The 25406-nt window shown below is 34.0% G+C and carries 23 protein-coding genes and 1 pseudogene; 16 read left to right on the top strand and 8 right to left on the bottom strand.

The features are described 5' to 3' along the window. Positions 1-69 precede the first annotated feature (69 nt). Entirely contained in the window at positions 70-471 is a 402-nt protein-coding gene (locus OPR44_RS00440) for a hypothetical protein (RefSeq protein ID WP_264376554.1), read from the top strand. Here the strand turns inward: OPR44_RS00440 and trhO are convergent. Then, entirely contained in the window at positions 468-1313 is an 846-nt protein-coding gene (gene trhO, locus OPR44_RS00435) for an oxygen-dependent tRNA uridine(34) hydroxylase TrhO (protein ID WP_265015001.1), read from the bottom strand. The genes OPR44_RS00440 and trhO overlap by 4 nt on opposite strands. Before the next feature lie 130 nt (positions 1314-1443). On the opposite strand from trhO, the gene OPR44_RS00430 reads away from it, so the two are divergent. Further along, positions 1444-3042, top strand: a complete 1599-nt coding sequence (locus tag OPR44_RS00430) for an ABC transporter permease (RefSeq protein ID WP_265015000.1) — start codon at positions 1444-1446, stop codon at positions 3040-3042. A gap of 202 nt (positions 3043-3244) precedes the next feature. Here OPR44_RS00430 and apaG read toward each other — a convergent pair whose 3' ends face one another. Continuing rightward, the gene (gene apaG / locus OPR44_RS00425) at positions 3245-3649 is read right to left on the bottom strand and encodes a Co2+/Mg2+ efflux protein ApaG (protein WP_010402892.1); all 405 of its coding nucleotides are present in this window, start codon (positions 3647-3649) and stop codon (positions 3245-3247) included. Positions 3650-3755: 106 nt separating this feature from the next. Here apaG and OPR44_RS00420 point away from each other — a divergent pair, with 106 nt between their 5' ends. Further along, positions 3756-4832 (top strand): 5-(carboxyamino)imidazole ribonucleotide synthase, encoded by a 1077-nt coding sequence (locus OPR44_RS00420; RefSeq protein WP_010402894.1) that lies wholly within the window; start codon positions 3756-3758, stop codon positions 4830-4832. Between the two features lies 1 nt (position 4833). On the opposite strand, the gene OPR44_RS00415 is transcribed toward OPR44_RS00420, so the two are convergent. Further along, entirely contained in the window at positions 4834-5856 is a 1023-nt protein-coding gene (locus OPR44_RS00415; protein WP_265014999.1) for an aspartate-semialdehyde dehydrogenase, read from the bottom strand. 138 nt (positions 5857-5994) lie between these two features. Between OPR44_RS00415 and OPR44_RS00410 the strand changes: the two genes are divergently transcribed. After that, complete coding sequence (locus tag OPR44_RS00410) at positions 5995-6420, top strand: hypothetical protein (RefSeq protein ID WP_265014998.1); 426 nt, start codon at positions 5995-5997, stop codon at positions 6418-6420. 28 nt (positions 6421-6448) lie between these two features. On the opposite strand, the gene OPR44_RS00405 is transcribed toward OPR44_RS00410, so the two are convergent. Both OPR44_RS00405 and OPR44_RS00400 read right to left on the bottom strand, forming a co-directional pair. Beyond that, positions 6449-7735: an APC family permease gene (locus OPR44_RS00405; RefSeq protein ID WP_264377489.1), complete on the bottom strand. Its 1287-nt coding sequence runs from the start codon at positions 7733-7735 to the stop codon at positions 6449-6451. Positions 7736-7805: 70 nt separating this feature from the next. Beyond that, a complete protein-coding gene (locus tag OPR44_RS00400; protein ID WP_265014997.1) occupies positions 7806-9080 on the bottom strand; it encodes an APC family permease in 1275 nt (424 codons plus the stop codon). 145 nt (positions 9081-9225) lie between these two features. Here OPR44_RS00400 and OPR44_RS00395 point away from each other — a divergent pair, with 145 nt between their 5' ends. Together OPR44_RS00395 and surE are read left to right on the top strand one after the other, a co-directional pair. Beyond that, complete coding sequence (locus OPR44_RS00395; protein WP_264375116.1) at positions 9226-10668, top strand: hypothetical protein; 1443 nt, start codon at positions 9226-9228, stop codon at positions 10666-10668. Between the two features lie 195 nt (positions 10669-10863). Then, positions 10864-11634: a 5'/3'-nucleotidase SurE gene (surE, locus tag OPR44_RS00390; protein WP_265014996.1), complete on the top strand. Its 771-nt coding sequence runs from the start codon at positions 10864-10866 to the stop codon at positions 11632-11634. On the opposite strand, the gene hisS is transcribed toward surE, so the two are convergent. Then, complete coding sequence (gene hisS / locus OPR44_RS00385) at positions 11631-12854, bottom strand: histidine--tRNA ligase (protein WP_265014995.1); 1224 nt, start codon at positions 12852-12854, stop codon at positions 11631-11633. The genes surE and hisS overlap by 4 nt on opposite strands. After that, entirely contained in the window at positions 12851-13423 is a 573-nt protein-coding gene (locus OPR44_RS00380; protein ID WP_006015115.1) for a NifU family protein, read from the bottom strand. Before OPR44_RS00380 ends, hisS begins: the two co-directional genes overlap by 4 nt. Before the next feature lie 169 nt (positions 13424-13592). Between OPR44_RS00380 and OPR44_RS00375 the strand changes: the two genes are divergently transcribed. The 6 genes and pseudogenes from OPR44_RS00375 to uvrB all read left to right on the top strand — a co-directional run bounded on the left by OPR44_RS00375 (position 13593) and on the right by uvrB (position 20505). Then, positions 13593-13844, top strand: a complete 252-nt coding sequence (locus OPR44_RS00375) for a DnaJ domain-containing protein (RefSeq protein WP_236607909.1) — start codon at positions 13593-13595, stop codon at positions 13842-13844. Between the two features lie 91 nt (positions 13845-13935). Next, entirely contained in the window at positions 13936-14949 is a 1014-nt protein-coding gene (locus OPR44_RS00370) for an ankyrin repeat domain-containing protein (RefSeq protein ID WP_264375119.1), read from the top strand. A gap of 259 nt (positions 14950-15208) precedes the next feature. Next, positions 15209-16375: pseudogene (locus OPR44_RS00365) on the top strand (ankyrin repeat domain-containing protein). A gap of 122 nt (positions 16376-16497) precedes the next feature. After that, positions 16498-17724 carry a cytochrome b gene (locus tag OPR44_RS00360; RefSeq protein ID WP_265014993.1) on the top strand — a complete coding sequence of 409 codons (1227 nt, stop codon included), beginning with the start codon at positions 16498-16500 and terminating at the stop codon, positions 17722-17724. Next, entirely contained in the window at positions 17724-18485 is a 762-nt protein-coding gene (locus OPR44_RS00355) for a cytochrome c1 (RefSeq protein ID WP_264375122.1), read from the top strand. Before OPR44_RS00360 ends, OPR44_RS00355 begins: the two co-directional genes overlap by 1 nt. A gap of 85 nt (positions 18486-18570) precedes the next feature. Next, the gene (gene uvrB, locus OPR44_RS00350; RefSeq protein ID WP_264375123.1) at positions 18571-20505 is read left to right on the top strand and encodes an excinuclease ABC subunit UvrB; all 1935 of its coding nucleotides are present in this window, start codon (positions 18571-18573) and stop codon (positions 20503-20505) included. 637 nt (positions 20506-21142) lie between these two features. Here the strand turns inward: uvrB and OPR44_RS00345 are convergent. After that, complete coding sequence (locus tag OPR44_RS00345) at positions 21143-22162, bottom strand: IS110 family RNA-guided transposase (RefSeq protein WP_265015467.1); 1020 nt, start codon at positions 22160-22162, stop codon at positions 21143-21145. Between the two features lie 740 nt (positions 22163-22902). Here OPR44_RS00345 and OPR44_RS00340 point away from each other — a divergent pair. Genes OPR44_RS00340 through OPR44_RS00325 form a run of 4 tightly spaced genes read left to right on the top strand, consistent with a single transcriptional unit; the run spans position 22903 to position 25403 of the window. Beyond that, the gene (locus OPR44_RS00340) at positions 22903-24099 is read left to right on the top strand and encodes an MFS transporter (protein WP_264377493.1); all 1197 of its coding nucleotides are present in this window, start codon (positions 22903-22905) and stop codon (positions 24097-24099) included. Positions 24100-24137: 38 nt separating this feature from the next. Then, positions 24138-24437 carry an integration host factor subunit alpha gene (locus OPR44_RS00335; RefSeq protein WP_007302154.1) on the top strand — a complete coding sequence of 100 codons (300 nt, stop codon included), beginning with the start codon at positions 24138-24140 and terminating at the stop codon, positions 24435-24437. Continuing rightward, a complete protein-coding gene (locus OPR44_RS00330; protein WP_264375125.1) occupies positions 24434-24760 on the top strand; it encodes a MerR family transcriptional regulator in 327 nt (108 codons plus the stop codon). The genes OPR44_RS00335 and OPR44_RS00330 overlap by 4 nt, the downstream gene beginning before the upstream one ends. Before the next feature lie 52 nt (positions 24761-24812). Then, entirely contained in the window at positions 24813-25403 is a 591-nt protein-coding gene (locus tag OPR44_RS00325; RefSeq protein WP_007302156.1) for a murein hydrolase activator EnvC family protein, read from the top strand. The last annotated feature ends 3 nt before the right edge of the window (positions 25404-25406 follow it).

Raw genomic sequence — 25406 nt, 5'->3', positions numbered from 1 at the left:
ATGGGAATTTACCAATCATTAAGATGCTCAGTGTAATAAGAACATATTCTAATAGTATGGAAAAATAAAATGACATTTGAAAAATATGTAAACAATGGCGTTATATCTTTAGATAATTTGCGTGACAAAACAATAGGTAAGCTTATCGATTTTGTGGACAAAAACCCAAATGTCGAAATCTTTGATTGGATAAGTAACAATACTAGTCATAACCTAAAGCATAGAAGAGGTTACAATATTAGTAATAATATGAAACTTAGGTGTATAGGTGTAGGAATTGGTTTAGTTGCTGGTCTAGTTGCAGCATGTTATTTAGGGCAAGAAACTTTAGCTCTTATTGGCGGTTCTGGTGTAGTGTTGATTGCATTTGCTATAGTTGGTGCGTTACTTGGAGCTGGAGCGGGCTATGTTGTAGGTAAATGCCTTGATAAAATTAAGGTTACAAATATGCAAAGAGAAAGGAGTTATTAAAGGTTCGTGTTGTATTCTGAATTTCTTTCAATACTTAAAGATTTACAATCAGAGCAAACTACCTGGCCACGTGGAACTGATTTCAGCTCATCAGTTAAAACTTTACTTGAGCAGAATATGCATTTTATTTTATCACTTGGGGCGAGTGAGTGATCAACAGCAATTCTATCATCAAAAACAAAACACTCGCCTTCCCAATTACCACTTTTATTACCAGTTTTTTCAAGATAGGAAAGAATACCGCCTTTAAGATGGTAAACATCTTTAAATCCAAGGCTTTTCATATATGCTGTAGATTTCTCACATCTGATTCCACCAGTGCAGTACATAGCCACTTTCAGATCTTTACTCTCAGAGAAAGACTCTGCCCACTGAGAAAAATCGCGAAAACGCTGAGTATGTGGATTGATTGCATTTTTAAACTTGCCTAGTTTTACTTCGTAATCATTTCGTGTGTCTATCACTAAAACATCAGGTTGAGAGATAAAATCATCCCAATAATCTGGATCAATGTACTGACCTCTAACGGAAGTATCGAGATTACTTACACCAAGATTCACAATTTCTCTTTTTAATCTCACTTTCATCTTACTAAATGGTTGATATTCTGCTGCACTCTCTTTCCATGTAAGGTCCCTTAGTCTATAATCAGAACGTAGAAAATCAAGTATTTTATCAATCGCGTTTCTTTCTCCAGATACAGTTGCATTAATACCCTCTTCTGCAAGGAGTATAGTGCCTTTTAATTCAACGTTGTCGCATGCAACTTTTATTTCGTCTTTCATGTCATAATAATTAGAGAGTTTTACAAAATGATAGAAAGTTGCAATGACAAAACTCATAATTAATTAGTTTATCGATTTAAAACATAATATATAAAATTATGAAGATATTCAATAGGACGGCTGTTAATTACTGGATATCTTTAGTTTTTGCATATAACATTTTAATATCAAATATAGATTCAAGTTAATGTTTCTGAGAGTATTTAAAAATATATTCTTGTTTTTAGTAAGTGTATTATTTGTCTGCCCTATACTATCGTTAATATCGATTCTATTTACAGAATCAGCAAACTCTGGATGGGTAATTAGTAGACTTTTTCCTGAATATATACTCAATACGTTGATTTTGATGGTAGGAGTAGGGTTGATATCCTTTATATTTGGAGTAATTCCAGCTTGGCTTACTACATTTTTTTCGTTTCCCGGAAGTAGAATTTTTGAGATTGCCTTATTCTTTCCGATATCAATTCCTGGATATATAGTATCGTTTGTTTATGTAAACACGTTAGAGTTTTCAGGTCCGATTCAGAGCTTGTTAAGAGATACTTTTCAATTGGGCAAAGGTGACTATTGGTTTCCCGAGATCAAATCCCTAGGTGGTGGAATATTAGTAATGGGATTTAGTCTATATCCATACGTTTATATGTTGGTCCGCTCAAGTCTAAAGAGCGTTAGTAACTCAGTCACTATTGCATCAACACTTGGGTTCTCCTCATTACAGAGTCTGTTTTCTGTCATCATACCCTCCATACGTCCATCAATTATAGCTGGGTTATCCTTGGTACTAATGGAAGTAATTACAGATTTCGGCACACCACAGTTTCTTGCTATCGATACTTTCACGACAGGAATATACCGTACTTGTTTTTTACTTCATGACAAATATTCAACTACTGTTTTGGCAGTTGCAGAACTGATTTTCGTTGCAACACTAATAGTTATCGAGAAAAAACTACAAAAAAGAGAAATATCTTACTCTTCAATCAATACTAATGCAGATTATCACAATAAACGTATTATAAACGGTTCTATATCGTTGATCTTTTCTTATCTTATGTGTTTATTGCCGATATTAATAGGCTTTATTTTACCAATGATTCCACTTATATATTGGAGCATAGAGAAAGGCTTTTTCATATACGAAGCAAGATTTTACAATATAATAGCAAATAGTGTTGGTTTATCATTTATTACCGCATTAATCTCAATTAGCATTGCGATAATTATTGGATATACAGCGCGTAGAAACAAGGTAATAAGCAACGTAGCACGTCTCATTTCTCTTGGATATGCAATTCCAAATGCAATTATTGCAATTAGCATAATAATGTTTTTAAGCAGAATATCTTCTTTCATTACTCAATATATTGTAGAAATTAGCTTGGTAGGAACTATTGGCGCATTAGTTTACTCATATTTATTTCGTTTTTTTGCTATATCTTTCAAGGCGATAGAGTCGGGACTCAAAAAAACACCAAATGAAATTGAATGGACTGCATATACTATGGGTCATGGGCCTATTTCCACGTGCCTGAATATTCATATTCCCCTTATCAAGAAAAGCATACTATCGGGATTTCTGCTCGTGTTTATGGATACGGTAAAAGAACTCACGGCAACACTAATTATCAGACCATTTAATTTTGAAACTATATCAACTAGAGTATATGAACTTGTCAGCGATGAGCGTTACAGAGAAGCTGCCCCATTTTCGTTAATGATAGTTATTATAGGTTTAACCTCTACAATAATCTTATTCACACTTGATGATAAGAATCAAAAATAAACTATTTTGCATCTGTTCAGCAGAGTAACAAAATAAGATAGACGAAAAAAGACAACTATAGAAGCAAATGGTCAGTGCTTTCGTGTTTATCAACTTAGTTGGATCTCAGTATCAGCCACTCGGATGACATTATGGAAGCTCAAATGACAAAACAAGAAGCATTGGTTTCAGATGCACTTGAACAAATACACTATCTTGATGATCAATGAGGTCTAGTGTTAACGTATGGACTGTCTAAGGAAAAGGGTGGTACCATAACATCAAAGGTTTTTATGCTCTCTTCGTTCAGAAATTCATATTTACCCTGCATTATTCCTGATGGTGTATTTAAGTATGTTCCACTTGTATATTTGAATACCTCTCCAGATTTTATTACAGGTTGTTCTCCAATAACACCAACTCCGGCAATTTCATTTATTTTGCCCTTATGATCTATTATTCGCCAATAGCGACTTAATAATTGAATGGTTGATGAGCTTTTGTTTTTTATCTTAACATTATACATCCATACGTAACAATTTTCATAAGGAATGGATTGCTCTTCAATGTAAATTGGCAAAACTGTAACTTCAACAGAATTAGTAATAAGTGTGTATTTCATGGTCATCGTAAAGTGTTCATGATAAAAATTTAACACACTTCAATTACACACTTTTTTCATAGATTTTCCAAGCATATTATCGTACTCTAACTAGGAAATATTAATCTACATGATGAACAAAACAGATCCACTGGATAAAAAAGTGATAGGAATAATAGGAAGTGGGCAATTAGGTAAAATGACTGCTATCGCTGCAATAAAACTTGGGCACAAAACGCATATTTTTGCCAGTGCTAAAAACGATCCAGCTTGTTCTGTTGCTGATGATTTAACAATAGCAGACTTCTGTGATAAGAGGGCACTTGAATCTTTTGCACAGAGTGTGGATTTAGTCACTATTGAGTCTGAAAATATTCCATGTAGTGCAATTGATATTGTGTCGCTGCACGCAGATTTTTATCCAGGCAAAAAGGCGTTACACATTTCGCAAAATAGGCTGAGAGAGAAAGATTTTATTAGAGATTTAAGCATAAAAACTGCTGATTACAAAAGTATACAAAATTATAATCAGCTACTAGAAAGTAGTGAAACTTTTAGCTATCCAGTGAGGCTAAAAACAACAGAAATGGGTTATGATGGAAAAGGACAATATGTGATTGAAAATGATTCTGAACTGAAGCAATTTGCTTCCTTCGATTGGAATAAAGAGTACATTCTTGAAGCAAGTGTTGATTTACTGAAAGAGGTTTCAATAGTCGTTGCAAGAAATAAAAACGGTAAAGTAGCTTTTTTTCCTATAGCAGAGAATCACCACGTTGACGGAATACTTAATACTTCAATAGCACCAGCTAAAATAGATAATAAATTAGCCCAAGAGGTACAAAAAACTGCAAAGAAAATAGCAACTGCGCTTGATGTAGTAGGAATTCTAGCTATTGAATTTTTCATCACTCAAAATCATGAATTACTAGTTAATGAACTGGCCCCAAGACCCCACAATTCTTGCCACTGGAGCTTGGATGCATGCAACGTTAGTCAATTCGAGCAGCTGGTGAGGGTAATATGCGGATTACCTATGCAGGAAGTAGTATTACGCTTTCCTTGCATGACAAAAAATATAATAGGTAATGATATATATAATTCTCACAAATATTTGAGCAACGAAAAAGCTAGTTTAACCATATATGGAAAAAAAGAGGTTAGGGACAAGCGTAAAATGGGACATGTCAATATAGATTTAAGTTATTGAGCTATAAATGCTCTTTGATCAAGATCTCCAAGATCTGCACTATATTTAGTGCTGCACCTTTGCGTAGATTATCAGCTACTATCCACATATTTAATCCGTGTTTAACGGTATCGTCTTGTCTAATACGCGATATGTATACGGCATCCTCTTGCACAACATCAATCTGAGTCATATATCCACCATCTTCGCGCTTATCTTGTACTAAAACTCCATCGTCTTCACTGAGCATTTCATGAGCTTCTTCTTCAGTTATATGCTGATCAAATTCTACATTTACTGCTATAGCGTGTCCAATAAAGACAGGCACTCTTACACAAGTTGTAGTCACTTTTATATTCTCTCCTAAAATTTTTTTTGTTTCCTCTTGCATTTTCCATTCCTCTTCTGTAGAGCCATCTTCCATGAACCCTCCTATATGGGGAATGCAATTAAATGCTATTTGCTTAGGAAATATTTCAGATTTTTTAGCTTCGTTCATGAAGATTTTTTTTGTCTGATTGTAAAGCTCATCCATTGCTGCTTTACCTGCACCAGAAGTTGATTGATAAGTTGAAGCAACGATTCTCTTTATTTTTGCTTTTTTGTGTAATAAATGTAATGCCAGCAACATTTGTATTGTAGTACAGTTTGGATTAGATATTATATTATGGTTTTTATATTCCGTAATTTTATCTTTGTTGATCTCTGGAATAACTAGTGGCACGCCTTCTTTCATCCTAAAACGAGAGGTATTATCTACGACAATACATCCAGCTTCAGTTGCAATCGGTACGTATCTCTCGGAAACATGAGAGCCAGCACAGAAAATTGCTATATTAATTCCAACAAAATCGTAGTTCTCAAGGTCTAAGACAGTTAATTCTTCATCGCCGAAACTTACCTTTTTTCCCTCTGATTTTTTTGATGCAAATACAATAACAGAATCTATTGAAATTTTTCCTTCGTCTTGAAACTCGGCAAGCGCGCTTAATACCTCACGCCCTACTCTTCCTGTTGCTCCAATAACTGCAATTTTATACCCCATATAGATAAACCTCTGACTTTAAAGCTATATTATATTTTTACTGATAAAATTTACAATTACTTTAATATTTTTACCTTGCAATTAACCATAATTTAGTTATAATTATAAGACACTAGTAATATTGCATGGTAGAATGAAATGAGTAAAAAACATGATGACACTAAGGTCAAACCTGCAGTATCTGAATTTCAAAAGCCTGAAAAAGTCAATAGATTAGAGATTCAAAATGTTCTTTCGAAAAAAAGCAAGCCAGCGATAAATTTTGATGATAAAAAGTATGGTGTGAAAATTTCTAAGATAGACCAGCATCTTTCAAACAAGAAGCAAGAATCTTTTGGATTAAGAGATTTTTTAAGTTCAATACCAATAATAGGAAGATTTTTAGTGAAAATTTTCACGCCTGAAAAAGAAGAGTATAAAAAACTGCAATCGCAAATAGGTCTTTCTAATAAAGCAAAAAATGAGATCTACATAGATAATAAACGCACAGAAGAAGTAGGTGGCAAACTTGAGAATGGTAATATTGAACAAGTAGATAAAGAGAAAAAAAATCTTGGCCCATAAATATTAACCATTTAAAGTGTATCTCTCACTACTGAATTTGTTGCACAGAAGTTTTGCAGTACCAAAATAAATAAATGGGTATGCCACTTGCAGTGAACAGGCTCGAAGTCAGCAGAGTACCTACAGGGGTTTCTAATATCACCCAACAACAAAAGGTTGTTGCTATGCTACCAATTAAAAGCTTATAACAACTCCTCTCCTGTATAATAACCTTTAGAAAGGCAAAACAGCACGCAAGATAAACGAACAAAAATGAAATTACAGAAAAGTCAATAATCGACGTAATCTGCTGGGCAAAATTGTTGTTTGAAGTGAGAATTAGTAAAATTGCAGTTCCAATTGAACTAACTGTTATTCCCCAAAAAGGAGAGCCATGCTTGTTCCTTTTAGCAAAGAATTTTGGCATTAGTCTATCTTCTGCAAGACCAAAAGCAACTTGTCCACTAGATAAAACCCAAGCGTTTAGACTGCCAACACAAAAAATGAATGCAACTATAGAAACAATTAAATGCCAATTACCAGAAAACATAATTTTTATCGCATCAACATATGGTGCTCTTGAACTTGCTAAATTGTTGCCATTGATCAATCCCATAATTGCAAAATTGTTGATAAAATATATAACAGCAACACAAACTGTGCCAAGCACCACAGCTTTTGGTATAGTTTTAGCTGGATTATCAACTGACCCTGCAGGTGCTGTTGCCAATTCAAGTCCAATAAAACACCATAAAGTAAGGAGTGTAGAGCGGGCAAGAATTTGCGATGTTGTAAGACTTAATATTTCTTCACTTATGATAAAATTATTTCTATCGAAAAAAAACAACGCTGCTACAGGTATTGCAAGCAATACAGCAACCTTCACAACCGTGAGCAGAAACTCAACGTGCCCTGCAGTAGCTATTCCCCTTAAATTTATTAATGTAATGATTGTAAATAACAACAGCTCTAAAAATAAACGCATACTTTTGATATCTTCATGGAAAAATGGTGTAAGATAGCCAACACCCACAACTATTAAAGCTGTTGTACTAACCCATGAGATTACCCAATATGTCCAACCAACAAAGAACGCTGCAGCAGGACCAAAAGTATGTTTCACATAAACGTGAGGACCTCCTGTTTCTGGAAACTTTGCACATAGCGTAGCAAAAACTAGCGCAAGAGACACAGCACCAGCTCCTGATATCATCCAACTTATAAGGCTATAAGCGCCATATGGAGCAAGGCTAATTGGAAGCATAAAAACCCCAGAGCCGATCTGACTACTAATGACTAAAGCAAAAACAGCCCAAAAACCTATTTTATTTGACACAATACCTCTTAATTCTATTAATGTAAGCCAGTAGTATAGCTTAAGAATTTTAGCAAATAAAAAATTTAAGTTAAGTTTTTAGTTTATGATACCAAAGTAGATAAATAAGTGTTCCGCTTAAAGGGAATAGACTTGATATTAATAATGTTTTTATAGAAGTCTCATATATTATCCAACAGCAAAAAGATACAGCCACACCTCCAATTAAAAATTTGCAGTAGCTTTTGTCTTGTATATTAACTTTGAGAAAAGCAAGGCTACATGCTAAGTAGATAAACAAAAATGACACCACAGAGATATCAATTATTGAAGTTACTTGCTCAGCAAAACTTTTATTTGACGTTAGGATAAGTAAAACTAACACCCCAAAAGTACTGAGTATTATTCCCCATAATGGAGCATCATGCTTATTTTTTTTGCCAAAAAATTGCGGCATTAACTTGTCTTTTGCAAGGCCTAAGGTGACCTGTCCATCAGCTAAAAACCAAGCATTTAAATTACTTACAGAAACGATAAAGGCAACAACAGAAATAATTAAATGCCAATTACCTGGAAACATAATTTCTATCGCATCAACATATGGTGCTTTTGAACTAGCTAGGTCATTACCACTTATCAATCCCATAATTGAAAGACTATTGATGAAATATATCACAGCAACACAGACTGTTCCAAGCACTATAGCCCTTGGTATTGTTTTAGAGGGATTATTGACAGATCCTGCAGGTGCTGTTGCTGATTCAAGCCCAATAAAACACCATAAAGTAAGGAGTGTAGAACGAGCAAGAGTTTGCGATATTGTAAAGTTTGATACTTCCTCACTTACAATAAAATTATTTCTATCAAAGAAAAATAGCCCTGCTATGGGTATTGCAAGAAGTGCGATAATTTTAACAATGGTTAGCAGAAGCTCAACACGGCCGGCAGTAGTTACTCCTCTTAAGTTTATTAGCATAACAGCTAAAATTAATATTATTTCTAAAAGCAAACGTATATCTTGTATATCATTATGAAAAAGTGGAGCTAAATAACCGATACTTGCAATCGTTACAGCAGTTGAGCTAACCCACGAACTTACCCAATATGTCCAACCAACAAAAAAAGCTGCTGTAGAACCAAAAGCATGTTTCACATAAATGTGTGGTCCCCCCGTTTCTGGAAACTTTGCGCAGAGTGAAGCAAAAACCAAAGCTAGAGATATAGCACCAAATCCTGATATAACCCAGCTTATGAGGCTATAAGCGCCGTATGGTGCAAGGCTAATTGGGAGCATAAAAATTCCAGAGCCGATTTGGCTACTGATCACCAAGGCGAAAATAGCCAAAAAGCCTATTTTATTTGACACGACAATGTTTAATTTTTATCTAAATATATTAACAATATAGCTGAAGCTCGAAAATTTCAATTGATCTTTTTTGTATAAAAATTTGCATTTTTTTAATTTAAGCATATAATGAGAAGTATATTAATAGGTTATTAAGAAGTGGTTTATGAATCCAAGGTTAAAAAAACTCCTGATTACTTGTGCTTTTATTTTATTATCACTTGCCATTTATTATTATTTAAGTCTTCTTATTAACTATATCCTTGATCCAATTCTAGTTCGCCCTTGTAATGATTTAATTAGTAATCTTTACACCTACTTATCTACAAGTACCTCTAGCCCTGTACTAGCATTTTTTGCTACAGGTTTTATTGTTATCGCTGCATTTATTTGTTTGAATAAAATGCTCCTTCCTTTACAAGACAAAATCATAAACAACTATAACTCATTTAAAAACGACAACATTGATAGTAATAGCATGTTATTTGAGGTTTACAAAGATCCAACAATAAAATTAAAGGACAAAATCTTATTCTTTAATATACATCTAATATATTACCTACAGCTTCCATTTTTGTACATTGCATCAAAGGTATCAGCTCTACGTAGATTTTTTATATTCAATTTCGGTTTATTATTGTTAAATTATGTATTACTAGCTCCAGTAGCGCTTCTCGAATTAATAAAGTATCCATTGATAAAGCTTTTCTCACCTTTGGGTTTGAATGTACAGCAACTTAGCTTCTTGTTTAATGTAAGTGATGTAGGCACTGGTAATCAGAATGTTCATACTAGAAGTTTTGAGCAAAGTGTTATTGAGTGTGCCAAAAAATTAAAGGAAGAACATGGGACTCCGTCAAATGAGCTGGATGAAGAGTTTAAAAACTATATAGGCGGTTTGACAAATCAGCAGAAAGAACTGATAGCGCCTTATTTGAAGGTAGATAATTATAGAGAAGGAGAATGGGTGAGGTGGGTAGATTCCAAAACCGGACTGACATTAACACAGGCTACAAATTTAGTTTTAATTGCAGCAAGAAAGCAAAATGCAGATGTAGAGCTGTTGAAATCCATATTGCTGGTTCGTTTTGAGGAAAGTAATCGCCAGTGTGGCCCTGGAATGCTTAATCGTATCGTTTATGCATTAAGTGGCCTTGAAGCAGAAAATAATTTTGCAGCTCAACTAGAGCCTCAGATAATAGGAGAATTGGCCGGTAATGCTACTAAAAGATTTCTTGAGAGATCTGTAGATAAGCACTACTTTAAAATAAAGATTTTAAAAGAAAAGTTTGACGATTTATATTCGCCAAATTCTGGAGTGAATTTGAGCAATGCAAATGATGAAGTAAAGGAAGGAATTTCTTATATGAGAGATGCTATAAAAGAATTTGTGTTTAAAGAATTATATGTGAAGTTTTATAATGACTATGGAGAACATATTCGAAGAGGGCAAATAAAACAAAGGCTGAGAGAATTAATAACAGATGAAGTCATAGATGTAGCAATATCTTATAAGATAGACGAGATAGAAGTTCCTGCAGAACCATCTACTTATCTTGAAAAGATGAAAGCATTTTTTGCAGGGCATACAAGATTCTCTGCTGCTTAGAGCTCTGAGACTTGCCTAAGCTTTGATTGTGAGTTAGGCGTGAAGCTAAAATTGATATTTACAGTTAACTCACAGCAAACTAAACGATGGCAACCTGGTCACCCTCTAATTTTTCCTTATTGATTCGTAGCAGGTTCTTTGCTATGGTTATGAAAAGAAACCTCATTAGTATACTTTGATAGGTGAGTATTACATATGATAATATTGATAACAAATGATGATGGTTTTGAAAGTGAAGGAATAAGACTACTTAAAGAAATTGCACACAATTTTGCATCGGAAGTATGGATAGTGGCGCCAGATGCTGATAGGAGTGGATCTGCAAGATCTCTTGATTACCCAGTGAAACAATCTATTAGAATAAACCAACATAGTGAAAGGGAGTTTAGTGTGTCTGGTACTCCCGCAGATTGTGTTATTATCGCGTTAAATAAAATTATGAATAAGAAACCAGACTTAATATTATCTGGAGTAAATATTGGATCAAATGTCGGAGATGATATTTGTTATTCAGGCACAATCGGTGCTGCAATGGAAGGTGCTGCAAGATCTATACCTTCTATTGCGCTGAGCCAAGTTTATCATGATAAAATAGACTGGAACAATACAAAAGTTTTTGCACCAAAGGTTATCAGCAAGCTAATGAAAGTTGGTTGGCCTAAAGATATAGTGATGAGTATAAATTTTCCTGCTACAGAAAAAGTGAAAGGGGTCGAATTTGCTGAACAAGGTAAATATAACATTGATGGTGATTTAACTTTTACTGAAAACTTAAATGGTTCTTTGAGCTTAAATTGGTCTCGGGAACACTCAGGCAGTGGTAGTGTAGATAAAATAAAAGGAGGTTTTATTACTATTACACCGATAAAATTAGATTTTACAGATTATGATATATTAAATGCTATGAAAAATTCTTGTGCAGAGGAATTTTCTTCTATAGCTAACACTCCTATTGCTTCTGATTAGATATTTTCTACGGTTTTATCGCGAGCAATCATTTTTTCTTCACCCGTGTCCATATTTTTAATTTTTAAAGTTTTACTGCTTAGCTCTTCATCACCAAAGATTAATACAACTTTTGCATTTGCTTGATTTGCTTTTTTCATTCGGGTTTTTAGAGTTCCACTATATTCGTAAATCACATATAAACCATTTCTGCGTAATTCACTTGCAAGTGTTATAGCATGTTCTTCAGCTTCTCCACCGATTGGAATTATATAAATAGGCCTCTCTTTTTTTTCAGCATAGTTGATTAATTCCATTATACGCTCAATCCCCCCTGCAAATCCTATTGCTGGAGTGTGTTTTCCACCTACTGAAGATACTAGATTATCGTATCTTCCACCGGCAAAAACTGCTCCTTGTGCACCTAAATCTTCTGTGACAAATTCAAATACTGTGTGACAATAATAGTCTAGACCTCGAACTAATTTGCTATTTACAGTGCAAGGTATGCCAAGAGCTTGGAGTCCATTTAACACCTGGTCAAAGAAATATGAAGATTCTTTTGTATAATAATCACTGATTTTTGGTGCGTCAGAGATTATTTCTTTATCTGTCTTATCCTTAGAGTCTAATATTCTGAGTGGGTTTTTAATCAATCTATTTTGACTATCTTCTGATAGGTCATTTTGAAACTTTTTTAAATACGATATCAAAGCTTCTCTATACTTACTTGTTGTTTCACTATCACCCAGAGAGTTGATTTCCAGCTTTACATTTTTATTGATGCCAAATTCAGTTAGTAAGTGCTGAGCGAGTGATATCAATTCAATATCAGCTTTTGGATCTTCTATGCCAAAAACCTCAAAATTTATCTGATGAAATTGCCTTTGTCTTCCCTTTTGCGGTCTTTCATAGCGAAATGCAGGCCCTATTGAAAATAATTTTATCGGCGTTTGCAGTTTTTTTTCAATGAGTAACCTAACAATAGCTGCAGTGAACTCAGGACGCAGAGTTATGCTCTTTCCCCCTTTATCATTAAAGGTGTACATCTCTTTAGTGATGATGTCTGAGCTATCACCTAAAGTCTTTGTGAAAACTTCCGTATATTCAAATATCGGAGTTTGAGCAGGCAAAAAGCCGTATAAACTTGAGATTCTATTTGCTGTTTGCTCTATGTATTTAGATTTATACCATTCATCAAACAGGAGATCTTTCGTTCCTCTAACTGTTTGATTAGTCATAGCATAGTCTCTATACCTGAAACTTCTGGTATGTGATAGCTTAGCATATTCTGCACTCCTTGCTTTAAAGTAATTGCAGCACTTGGGCATCCGGAGCAAGCTCCTTGTAACTCAACATAAACTATCCCGTCTTTATAGCCACGAAATTTGATATCACCACCATCTTGAGCAACTGCAGGTTTAATATAACTTTCCATCAATTCTTTTATTCTATTTACAATTTCTATATCATTTTCATTAAAGAATTCTTCCTCTAGCATTTTATTATCACTTACTCCTTCTTTATCAAATGCTTTTCCACCAGAAGTAAAGTGATCCATAATTGTAGTTAAAATTTCCACCTTTACTATATCCCAATTCATTCTATCTGATTTTGTTACCGAAATAAAATCATGACCAAAAAATACTCTTACAACATGTTCTATTTGAAAAAGATTTACTGCTAGTTTGGAGTTCTTTATTTCATCTGCATTTGAAAAATCAGCTGTTTCTCCTTCGCTCAGAATTTCAAAACCAGGAAGAAATTTCAGCGTGTTTGGGTTTGGTGTTTCTTCAATCTGGATAAACATGTTATTTACCATGACAATTATAATTGTTACTATTTAATCATAAAATGATAAAAAAATATACATGTCATTCATCTTCTTCCTTTTTTTGATATTCACAATAATCACGTTTGTTTTACCTAGCGTTGTTGTATTTTTTCTCTTTTTGGCAAAGAGAAATAACATAAGTTTTATGATGAACTCTATATTAAGTAAGTTTTTGAACGAATTTAACAGCAGTAAAAGTTACACCAAAAATTACACTGGTGATAATATGTCCAAAGATGAAGCATTAAAAATACTGGGGCTGAATTCCGAGGCAAGCCAAAATGAAATCAATAAGGCATACCAAAATTTAATGAAACTGGTCCATCCAGACAAGGGAGGCTCGGAATATTTTGCACAAAAGTTAAACGCAGCACGTGATAGATTGCTAAAGACCTAATTTTTAACTATTGTTTTCTCTGTAAATTTTACTTGTAAATACTAAATCATGTGATACAAAGCCAAGGGCGTTGTCTTATAGGAGGTATTTGATGCGAAAATACAGAATAGAAGAGTTAAGGAATAAATTGTTTATTGCTATAAACAAACTTGATTTTGAGAAAGTTAAAAGATGTGTTAGAAAGGCAAAGATTAAAGGTGTACAAAACGATATTATTAATGGTAAGCAATATGGCATGGCACCTATACATTTTGCTACTTACAGAGCTAACTCAAAGATATTGCAGTTTTTGATTAACAATGGTGCTCGTGTTAATGCTGTGAGTGATGCGTGCATTGTTCCTTCCGTATCCATTGTTGTAACATATGATATGGAGAAAGTTGTATTTGATTGTATTCACGGCAACACTAGCTTTCAAGGAATGCAAAATTTTACAGCTTTACACTTAGCACTTTATCAGTGTCGATTAGATATAGCAAAAGTTCTGCTTGATAATAATATTGATATTAATATTAGAAGTACAAATGGCAAAATAGCATTTGAGGTTATTCCAGGTTATGAAAGTCTTTGCAGTGATGGCTGTGACATAAAAAAAATATTCTTAGCTGTGTTAAGATTTCATAAAAATAATTGTACAGAACTATTACTTTCTGCTAGAATAAATACTAAGTTAGAATTAGAAGCTGGTGATACTCCAGATCCTGAACCAAGTAGTGCAGTAAAACCTTTTTCTTTTATTAATAGTATATTTAGTTGGGTAACCACTGCCACACTCAGCAGCTTATTCAGCAGTGCTCATGCTTTACCTTCTGCACAGCAATCTGTTGATCACTTCGCTGGTAGCCCAATTGGTTCTTCACAAGTTGATTTTAATTCAACAGCTCTACTAACTGATGTAATGATCAGAAAGTTCACAGAGAAAAAATACTCAAGGCCACTAGAAGATTCACTTCTCACAATACAAGAAATTAGAGAAAGAAGGCTTAACACTATAGAAAAAAACTTCGAGACAGCACTTAGTAAGTGTGAAAAACTTTATCAACATCCTGAAAGTTCATTAAGCAATTTAACGATACCTAAAGGTATGCATCAAAAGTCCCTCTAAATCAGTTAAAATAAGCACTCGAATTCGAGTGCTTATTTACAAAACTTATCCCTTATTTCCTTTTCTAAAGCATATTGCTTCTTATTAAGAGCAAAAAAATTTGAATAAGGAAGCTCAGCATGTCTTGTACGAAAGTTAAAGTGATAGATTGCTGAAGACCTAATTTTTAACTATTGAAATTTTTTCTCTGTAAATTTCACTTGCACATACTAAATTGTGTGATATAAAGCCGGGAATGTTGTCTTTTAGGAGGTATTTGATGGAAAGACAAGAAATAATTGAGAGCCTGAGAAAAAATTATTTTCTGCTATAAACAGAGATGATTTTGAGAAAGTTAAAGAATATATTGAAGAGGCAGAACATAGACACATAAAAAATGAGATTTTGAATAATGAAAAATATAGTATGAAGCCTATGCATTCTGCTACTTACATAGGTAACTTAAAGGTATTGCAGTTTTTGTGTGACAGTGGTGCTGATGTTAATACTACTATTAGCAGTCGATATTTGAGTACTCCCTTACACATTGCTGCTATTAATGGCAAACTAGAAATAGCACAGTTTTTACTTGATCGTGATGCTAACATCAATGCTACAAATTATAAAGGCTTTACACCTTTGTACTTAGCATTTAACCATTGTCATTTAGATATGGTAAAACTCCTACTCTGTAGAGGTGCTGATGCTAGTATTCAAAGTCAGTACGGCAAAACAGCATTAGATGTTGTTGGAGGTTATAGAAAAGATAGATGTAATAGCAATAGTAAAATTCAAGAGATAGAATCTGTATTGAGCAGTGCTACTGAAGATGATTGTGAAGCAAAATTAACTTCTATAAAAGCAGGTGTTAAGGTAGGGTTAGACGCTAATGACGCCACAGATTCTGTAAGTAGTGCAGCGAATCTTTCATTATTCCCTACCAAAGCAATCAAGATAGAATTGGAAGTTATTAATACCACAGACTTGGCAAGTAGAACAGTGAATTCTTCCTTCACTCTTATCAGAGAAAATTTTGAAGAAGTTAGCAGCACTGCAAGCAATGCAGTAAAACCTTCTTCTAATAGTATATTTAGTTGGATAACTACCACCATCAGTGGCTTATTCAGCAGCGCTCCTGCTTTACCTACTGTACAGCAATCTGTTGCACATTTAACTGGAAGTCCTATTGGTTCTTCACAAATTGATTGTAATGGAACAGTTCTGCTAACTTCTTTAGCAATAAGTAAGTTCACAAGAAAACAACATTTTAGGCCACTAGACGATTCACCTTTGACAGCAGAAAAAAAATAAGGAAAGAGAACTTGACATTATAGAAAAAAAATTCGAGACGGCACTTAGTAATTGTGAAAAACTTTATCAATGTCCTCGGAGTTCATTAAGCAATTCAACAATATCTAAAGGTGTATGTCATCAAAAGTGCCTTTAAAACAAGCACTCAAATTTGAGTGCTTGTTTTTGTGAAATCTACTCTTTAAAGTTAAACTTTTTATTGTTTATTAGCGTTAAATTGTTACAATACAATGAGTTAAGATGATAAAGCTTTAAGTTATGGAAGATGATAGCAAAAAAGAAATAATAGAAGAAAAAGGTATATTAGGTTGGATAGAGTATAGACTGCCTATATTTTCTTTTCTAAAACATACTGCTTCTTATCAAGTACCAAAAAATTTAAATTATGCTTGGAATTTTGGTTCTTTAGCTGGTATGGCGCTGATTTTACAAATAATAACAGGTATATTTCTTGCCATGCACTACACTCCGCATGTTGATCATGCATTTAATAGTGTGGAGCGTATAATGCGTGACGTAAGTTATGGATGGCTGATACGTTATACTCATGCTGTTGGGGCGTCGCTCTTCTTTATGGTGGTCTATGTTCATATCATGCGTGGATTATATTACGGATCTTATAAGAGACCGCGAGAAATGGTATGGTTTATTGGCATATTTATATTTTTTGCAATGATGGCAACTGCCTTTATGGGATATGTTCTTCCATGGGGACAAATGAGTTTTTGGGGTGCAACAGTTATAACTAATTTATTCTCGGCTATACCTTTAATTGGTGATAAAATAGTTATATGGCTATGGGGAAGTTTCTCTGTTGATAATCCAACGCTCAATCGTTTTTTTGCGCTGCATTATCTTATGCCTTTCATTATTATCGCTTTAGCTATGTTGCATGTTGTTGCTCTGCATAGGTTTGGCTCTAATAATCCAAGTGGAATAGAAGTCAGGTCAGATAAGGATACCATTCCTTTTTATCCTTACTATATAGCAAAGGACTCCATAACTTTTGGTTTATTTTTTATAATTTTATTTGCATTTGTTTTTTATGCCCCTAATTATCTTGGGCATCCTGATAATTATATAGAGGCTGATCCTATGGTAACTCCAGTACATATAGTGCCAGAGTGGTATTTCTTACCTTTTTATGCGATGCTGCGTTCAATTCCAAATAAACTTATTGGTGTACTTACCATGTTTGGATCTATTTTAGTGTGGTTTCTTTTGCCTTGGCTCGATAAATCAAAGGTTAAAAGTGGTTCCTACCGTCCATTATTTAAGAAATTTTTTTGGGTTTTTGCAATAAATTTTGCATTTCTTGCCTGGCTTGGGGGACAAGAAGTTAAGGAGCCTTACATTACTTTAAGTAGGCTTTCAACTCTTTATTATTTTTCATATTTTGTGATAATTTTACCTTTACTTAGTAAGTATGAGAAACCAAAAAAATTACCAAAAACAATAAGCGATTCCGTGCCGGAGATGAAGTGATGCTATTGGTTAAAGTTGCTGTGTTTTGTGTATTATTTTTCGCTAATTCTCTATCTGCAGAGGAGTTTAAACCTTTACCAAATAAGAAAATCGACTGGAGTTTTGATGGAATTACTGGATCTTTCGATAGAGAGTCAATTCAGCGTGGCTATAAAGTATACAAGGAAGTCTGTGCTGCTTGCCATTCAATGAATAGAATAGCGTTTCGTAATTTGCAAGATGTTGGTTTTTCTGAAGAGGATGTAAAACAAATTGCAGCCTCTTACCAAGTTAAAGATGGTCCGAATGATTTGGGTGAAATGTTTGATAGGCCGGGAGTGTCTTCGGATTATTTTATTGCACCTTTTGATACAAAAGAAGCAGCTGCAGCAAGCAACAATGGAGCAATTCCACCGGACTTATCATTAATTGTCAAAGCAAGACATGATGGTGCAAATTATGTCTATTCACTACTAATTGGTTATCAAAACGGTGAACATGATGAGAACGGTTTATATTTTAATCCATATTTTTCAACAGGCAGGTTAGCTATGGCACCACCATTATCTGAAGGAATGGTAGAATATGATGGTGCAAGGCAAGCTACAGTTGAAAGTATGTCATATGATGTGGTAAATTTCTTACAATGGGCAGCAGAGCCAGAAATGGAACGCCGACATAAACTTGGGTTAAAAATAGTGACATACTTTATAATTTTGACGGTGTTTTTTGTATTAACCAACAACAGGATTTGGAGCAGGCTCTATAAAAAGAAAAAATAGAGTTTTTTATGTTCATTCTTTCATACCTTATTTACACTAGCAAATGTATTGTATAGTAATAAATACATTATGAAAATATAAAGGTATGGAATTTCAAATAATTACACATTTTCAGCCAGCTGGAGATCAACCACAGGCAATAGACAACTTAGTTGCAGGGTTAAATAGTAATAAAAGAGATCAGGTTTTGCTTGGAGTTACTGGCTCTGGAAAAACCTTCACTATGGCAAATGTTATTGCAAGAACAAACAGGCCTGCATTAATTATGGCACATAATAAAACTTTAGCGGCGCAGCTTTACGAGGAGATGAGAGGATTTTTCCCTCACAATGCTGTTGGATACTTCATTTCTTATTATGATTATTATCAGCCTGAGGCTTATTCGCCACAAACAGACACTTATATTGAAAAAGACTCTTTAATAAATGAAAGAATTGATATGCTACGCTATTCTGCTATATGCTCTCTTTTGGAGCGTAGGGACACGATTGTAGTTGCGAGTGTTTCTTGTATATATGGTCTTGGTTCGCCTGAGAGCTATCTCAGCATGACCTTGACTTTAAGTGCTGGAGATAAGATTCATGTTAATGACTTTCTGAATAATTTAGTTAATCTCCAATATAAACGTTCTGATGTCAGATTTGAGCGAGGATATTTCAGAGTGCGCGGCGATATTATTGATATATTTCCTGCCTATTATGAAAATAAAGCTTGGCGTTTATCATTGTTTGGTGATGAAATAGAGGAAATTTCTGAGATTGATGCCATGAACGGCAATATTATCAGACGCATAGATACAGTCACCATTTTTCCAAATAGCTATTACACTACATCACGTGAGACTCTTTTGCAAGCAGTTCAACTGATTAAAAAAGAACTACATGAACGCCTGGATTATTACTATTCACAGAACAAAATTGTTGAAGCAAAACGCCTTGAGCAGCGTACTAATTTTGATATTGAAATGATGATGGCAACGGGAGTGTGTAAAGGTATTGAAAATTATTCGCGTTATCTTTATGGAATGAAAGCCGGAGATCCACCGCCTACATTGTTTGAGTATTTACCTAAAGATGTAATTTTATTTGTTGATGAAAGCCATGTAACCGTTCCCCAGATAGGTGCAATGTATAGCGGTAATGAAGCACGTAAAAAGAAATTGATAGATTATGGTTTTAGGCTACCTTCTGCTTTTGATAACCGTCCATTAAAATTGGAAGAGTGGGAGGCAATACGGCCCCAGACTATTTACGTTTCGGCTACTCCAGGAAAATATGAGTTAGAAAAGACTAACCACGCATTCATAGAGCAAGTTATCCGCCCAACAGGACTGACAGATCCCATCTGCACCATAAAACCAACAGAGAGTCAGGTTGATGATGTGATTCACGAGGCGCAAGTAACAATAAAAAAAGGATTTTGTATTCTAATTACCACATTGACAAAAAAAATGGCTGAAAAGCTAGCTGAGCATATGAGTGAGCTCAGTATGAAAGTAACTTACCTACATTCAGATATTGGTGCACTGGAAAGAATTGAAATTATATGCAAATTAAGATCTAAAGAAATAGATGTTCTTGTTGGCGTTAACTTGTTGCGGGAAGGTCTTGATATTCCCGAGTGTGGGCTGGTTGCAATTTTAGATGCTGACAAAGAAGGGTTTTTACGATCAGAGACTTCGCTCATTCAAACGATAGGTCGTGCTGCACGCAATGTTGAAGGCAGAGTAATTTTATATGCAGACAAAATTACTAATTCTATGGATCGTGCACTGAAAGAAACTGAAAGGAGAAGAAAGAAACAGACAGAGCATAATACACTGAATAATATTGTACCAAAAACTATAATAAAGCCTATATCAAATACTTTACAGGAAAAAGTGGTAGTTGAGAATTTTAGTAAGAATGATCTAAATAGTTTGAAAAAGCAAATGTTGAAGCATGCTGAAAATTTAGAGTTTGAAGAGGCGGCAAAAATAAAAGGTATTATTGAAAAATTTAATAACAGACCCGTTACATAACTAGAAAAAAGATAAATAATTAATAGTTAAGCTGACTTTGATTTACCAAAGATTTGAAAAACTATTATCTAAGAACATATCTTGAAAGGACTTAAGTGGTTAAATATTAAAGAGTTCTTGAAGTAAGGAGAGCACACTCATACGTCAAGCAAACAACGTTTACCTAAAATTCTGTGACATTAGCAGCTTTCTTGGCCCGTTTTCAGTAAACAGTGATTTTGTAATTCTTCTATATATTAGAAAAATTTTTATTTTAATTAGCCATAGGCGCCTATTGTTTTTTAGCTAAAGTAAAGATCAAGTATCTGGAATTCTGGACATAAAATCCCCCTATGTAAAAAAGATTAGAAAAAAGTGCAGCGCACATACAACAGATACGCACTAAAGAAGATACGCTACGCTTTTTGATTAAAAATTTGACTGAACATTCTGCAGACAAAGATAGATTTTGAGCTCTTAAAATATCTCTAACTGTGATTATAATCAGATTTAAAATATATGGAAGCAATTTTTTACGTTAGCTATTTAATATTTTAAATTAGGCCTCTTGCATAACTATATTAAAGGTTAGCACCAGCAACTACTCCTCATTACATATTTTATCGCATTAATAATTGTTATGTTTTTGCTCCTATGATTATTGTCCAGTAGAAATTTCAAATTTTGTAAAATCTTTAAAAACCCAGTTATTTTTAAGAGTGTAGAAAATAGTTATAAGAAATTTTCTAGCAGTAGCAGTTATAGCCTTAGCAGAACCACGCTTCTTTTTTATATGTTCATAAAAGCTTTTCAAGTAAGGACTGTAACGTACAGCAATCCAAGTACATTGAACTAAAGAAGTACGCGCTATTTTTGACCCTCGTTTGGTAATTCTTCCAATTGTACATTGCTGATTAGATTGAGAAACTCTTGGTACAACTCCAAAATATGCAGTAAGTTTCTCAGGTCTACGGAAATCATTAATGTCTCCGATTGTTACAATAAAAACAGCTGCAGAAATTGGACCTATTCCCTTTATGCTGATAAGATTGCTGAACCCAGGAAGTTGTTTAGCGAAAGCTATAATTTCCTTTTCAAGCTTTTTAAGGCTTTCTCGGATAGCTTCTAAATGATAGCTAATCACTTCAATTTCAACTTTTTCTAAAGGATCCCAATTATGCTTTTGAGTAGCACGTTCAAATCCTACTTTAGTTGTAAGTACTTCTTTTTTAATTTTTATTCCATGGTAATTAAAAAGACCATGAACTTTATTGATTAAAGATACCCGTGACTTTACTAACTGATCTCTCATTTGAAGAAGAGAAGCTAACTGCTGGCATTGTTTGTTTTTGCACCTTGCCTCAGGCAACATATCTTTGCTGAGAAAGAAAGCAATAGCTCGTGCATCATGCTTATCTGTTTTGTTCACAGAGCGACGAACAACTTCAAACTGCCCAGGAGCAATTATTACTATGCGTTTAACGTAAGGTGAAACTGCATCATAAAAGAAACAGCTGTTACCTGTTGCCTCTATGGCTACTTCATCTGTTTCTTGAAGATCTTTGGTGAAATTATCCAAGTCTTTTAAGCGAAACGTTTGAATATGCTCAGGTTTCCCTTCTTGTAAGTAACAAACAGTAAAACTATTGGTATGTAAATCGACTCCAATGTGACGCATATTTTTTCCTCCAATTGCATATTTCAATATATCAGAGTAGAATATTGCCGGTTGTTCCAAACTCCTATACGAGGTCATCACATTTTGTGAGCCTCACGATGATTTTCGGTGGCAGGGGCAGTTAATCTCCCCCACGAAGTCTTCTCTTTCTACTCCCTGGGCAGAAAGTGCTTCAGAAAAACATCCAACCTGCCACCTATCCACTCTGAGAAGTCATTATCTTCTCTTGCTTCCAACCAAGCAATACTTATTCATACCATCTCTCCCTATTCTATTGCTCCTTGTGCAACATTTGGCCTTGTCACTTATATCACTTGTTACCCTCCTATTTCTTGCTTTATTCTTTTTTTCCCTTTCAAGACAGGTTCTGAGTGGCAAAACATAGGTCCACTTTAATGTGTATTAAACAAGATTTTATAACTCTAATTGTCTTTGCTTGTGCTGTTCAACTGTGACATCAACCATTACATTCAATGGAAGATGATCTGAAGGGTATCTCTCTTGTTGGAATTATATCATCTTTACCCAGGCCTTTCACCGTACGCTGTATACTCCTTTATAACAGGGGATAAAAAGCAAAAATCTATTCTTTTTTTGAGATCATATACAGATTCTAACAATTAAAATCTCACAACAAATTTGTTGTTTCATAGCTTTTATATAATCTATAATTGCAACTGTTTTAACATTAATCAGAACCTAAAAGAGGCTTGTTATTAATGGATTACTTATAAAATCTTATGGAAAGTAGAGCTTGGTTCATTTGGCTGATTAGCAACTTAATTGTTATATTCAGCAATATGCAAATAATCTACACCTTTATAAGTGTGGATCTTGAAAAAGAACTTGGGATCACGATTGCGCAAGTTGCACTGGCTAATTCAGCATATACTTGGACTTTTGCTATCTCACAATTTTTTAGTGGGGCAATGTTTAATGTTTTTTCCAGCAAAAAAATTTATTTTTTCTCATTGTCAATCATGCTCTTTGGTTTTTTTGTCCTTATCAAGAGTGACAATTTTGCCCGTTTAATTTTATCTCAATTTTTGATCGCAATTGGAGCGTCGTTTGGTTTTATTGGCGCTGCTCATGTAAGTAGCACATATTTTCCCCTTACTCAATTTGGACTGATGTTCTCACTAGTGCAGACAATTTCAAGTCTTTCTGCTTTGATGATTCAAATGTGCTTCTCTAGCTTGCTTGCCGAAGGTGCAGATTGGAAAAATCTTATTGTATGCGTAATATTATTTGGCGTATCGATATTTGTACTTATGTTTTTTTATCCGAAAGGACTTTCAAAAAAAAATTTGGGGGAATACACAATAAAGAGCTCTATAAAAACAGTAATATGTTCTGTACTAACAGTTCTAAAATTAAGAGATATCTGGATAACCTCAATAGTGGGTGCTATTACTTTTGGAACATTTTTAGCGCTTAATATGCTGTGGGCACCAAGGTTACTAAGCAACTTAGAACTCAATACAATGGAGTTAGGTGTGGCAACTGCAATATTGTGGCTTGGTCTTGCAGTTGGTGCTCCAATTGCAGATCTAATCTCAAATCTATTTAAAAATAGAAGGCACGTAATCTCTGCTTTTGCCACATTGCAAAGTATTTCAGCTATTATTTTACTATGCGGTAATTTAACAGTTCATATTATATACTTTTGTATGTTAATGTTTGGTTTTTTTGCAGGAGGACATATGCTTAATTTTACTGTTGGTAGTGAGATTGTTGAGCAGAAGTATATTAGCACATCATCATCCATTATCAATGGATTTATGTTTGTTATGAGTGGAATTTTAGTGTCAATTTTAGCACTTTTTTCAGATCATCAAATGGCGCTTTTCACAATATTTGCAATGTTAACATTTGCTAGTATTTTTAATTATGCTACAAAAGAAACATACTATAAAAATATAGTAGCTGAATCTTGAGTCGATTGTTATATTATATTAACATACTGTAATAAATTATGACAACAAAAGATACAACAGTAACTAAGGCAACAATAGCTGAATGTATAAACCAGGAAATTGGATTATCGAAAGAAGACTCTATTGCAATAATAGATGATATATTGGATGAGATAAAAACGAGCTTAGCAAAGGATGGAATAGTAAAAATATCTTCATTTGGAACATTTTTGGTTAAAAACAAGAAAGAAAGACCAGGAAATATACCAAAGACATCGGAAAGGGTAGTAATTAAAGCGAGAAAATCAATTTCTTTTAGACCTTCAAAAATGATGAAAAAATTAATAAACAACCGATGAATAAGAAAAAATTATTTTACACAATTGGAGAAGTAGCTGAAGAACTACATTTGGAGCAGCATGTTTTAAGATTCTGGGAAAGTCAATTCCATCAAATTAAACCCATAAAACGGAAGGGAAGAAGACTATATGATCATAAGTGTATAGAGGCAATAAAGAAAATAAAATATATGCTATATGACAAAGGATATACAATAAAAGGAGTACAAAAGGAATTTGGTAACGATGTAAGAATTGATCATTATTCAAGAAATTTGTTGCAAGAACTTACCGATTTAAGAGACTATTTGACTGATAAAATAAATGAAGAAAGTAATAAATAGACGAAAAACACTATAAAGTTTTGTGAAAGTTGATATATCTAGAGATAAGTGTATGTGTCGTATAGCCTTGTTCTTTATATTATCAGCAATACTGATAAGCTGTGGCCTGCAAAAACCTGCACCTGTACTACTTAAAGGCGAAGAATTTTATGGGAAAAGAGACCTAGAGTACACAAGGGAGTATCATTTGATTAAAGAAAATGTTGATTCTTCGCTGCGAAAAGAAAGTAGAAAAGCCTTTGTAGATAAGGTATATAACAATAATGCACAAAGCATGTGTAAATTTGTAATACCGGTTAAAGGTGCAGTTACCTCTTCTGATAAAATATGTCAAGATGGCATAAAAATTACTGCTCAAAGTGGAACAAAGGTTATTGCTTCTGCACCTGGCAAAGTAATATACGTAGGCAAAGGCCTGAGGTGGTACGGAAATTTAATTATAGTGGAACATAAAGATAATTACATGACTATGTACTCCTATTTAAAAAACATACAAGTTGAAATTGGTGATAAAGTAAAACAAGGTCAAGTAATTGGATCTGCAGGTAAATCAAGCACACAAGATAAAGATCCGCAGATGTGTTTCACAATAAGGCATAATGGTCAAGCAGTCGATCCTTTAGTACATATAAACTGTGATTGAATT

The organism is Wolbachia endosymbiont (group B) of Camptogramma bilineatum (genome assembly GCF_947251825.1).
Lineage (GTDB): Bacteria > Pseudomonadota > Alphaproteobacteria > Rickettsiales > Anaplasmataceae > Wolbachia.
The sequence above is the reverse complement of the archived record's forward strand: the minus strand, read 5'-3'. Positions and strand labels throughout refer to the sequence as shown.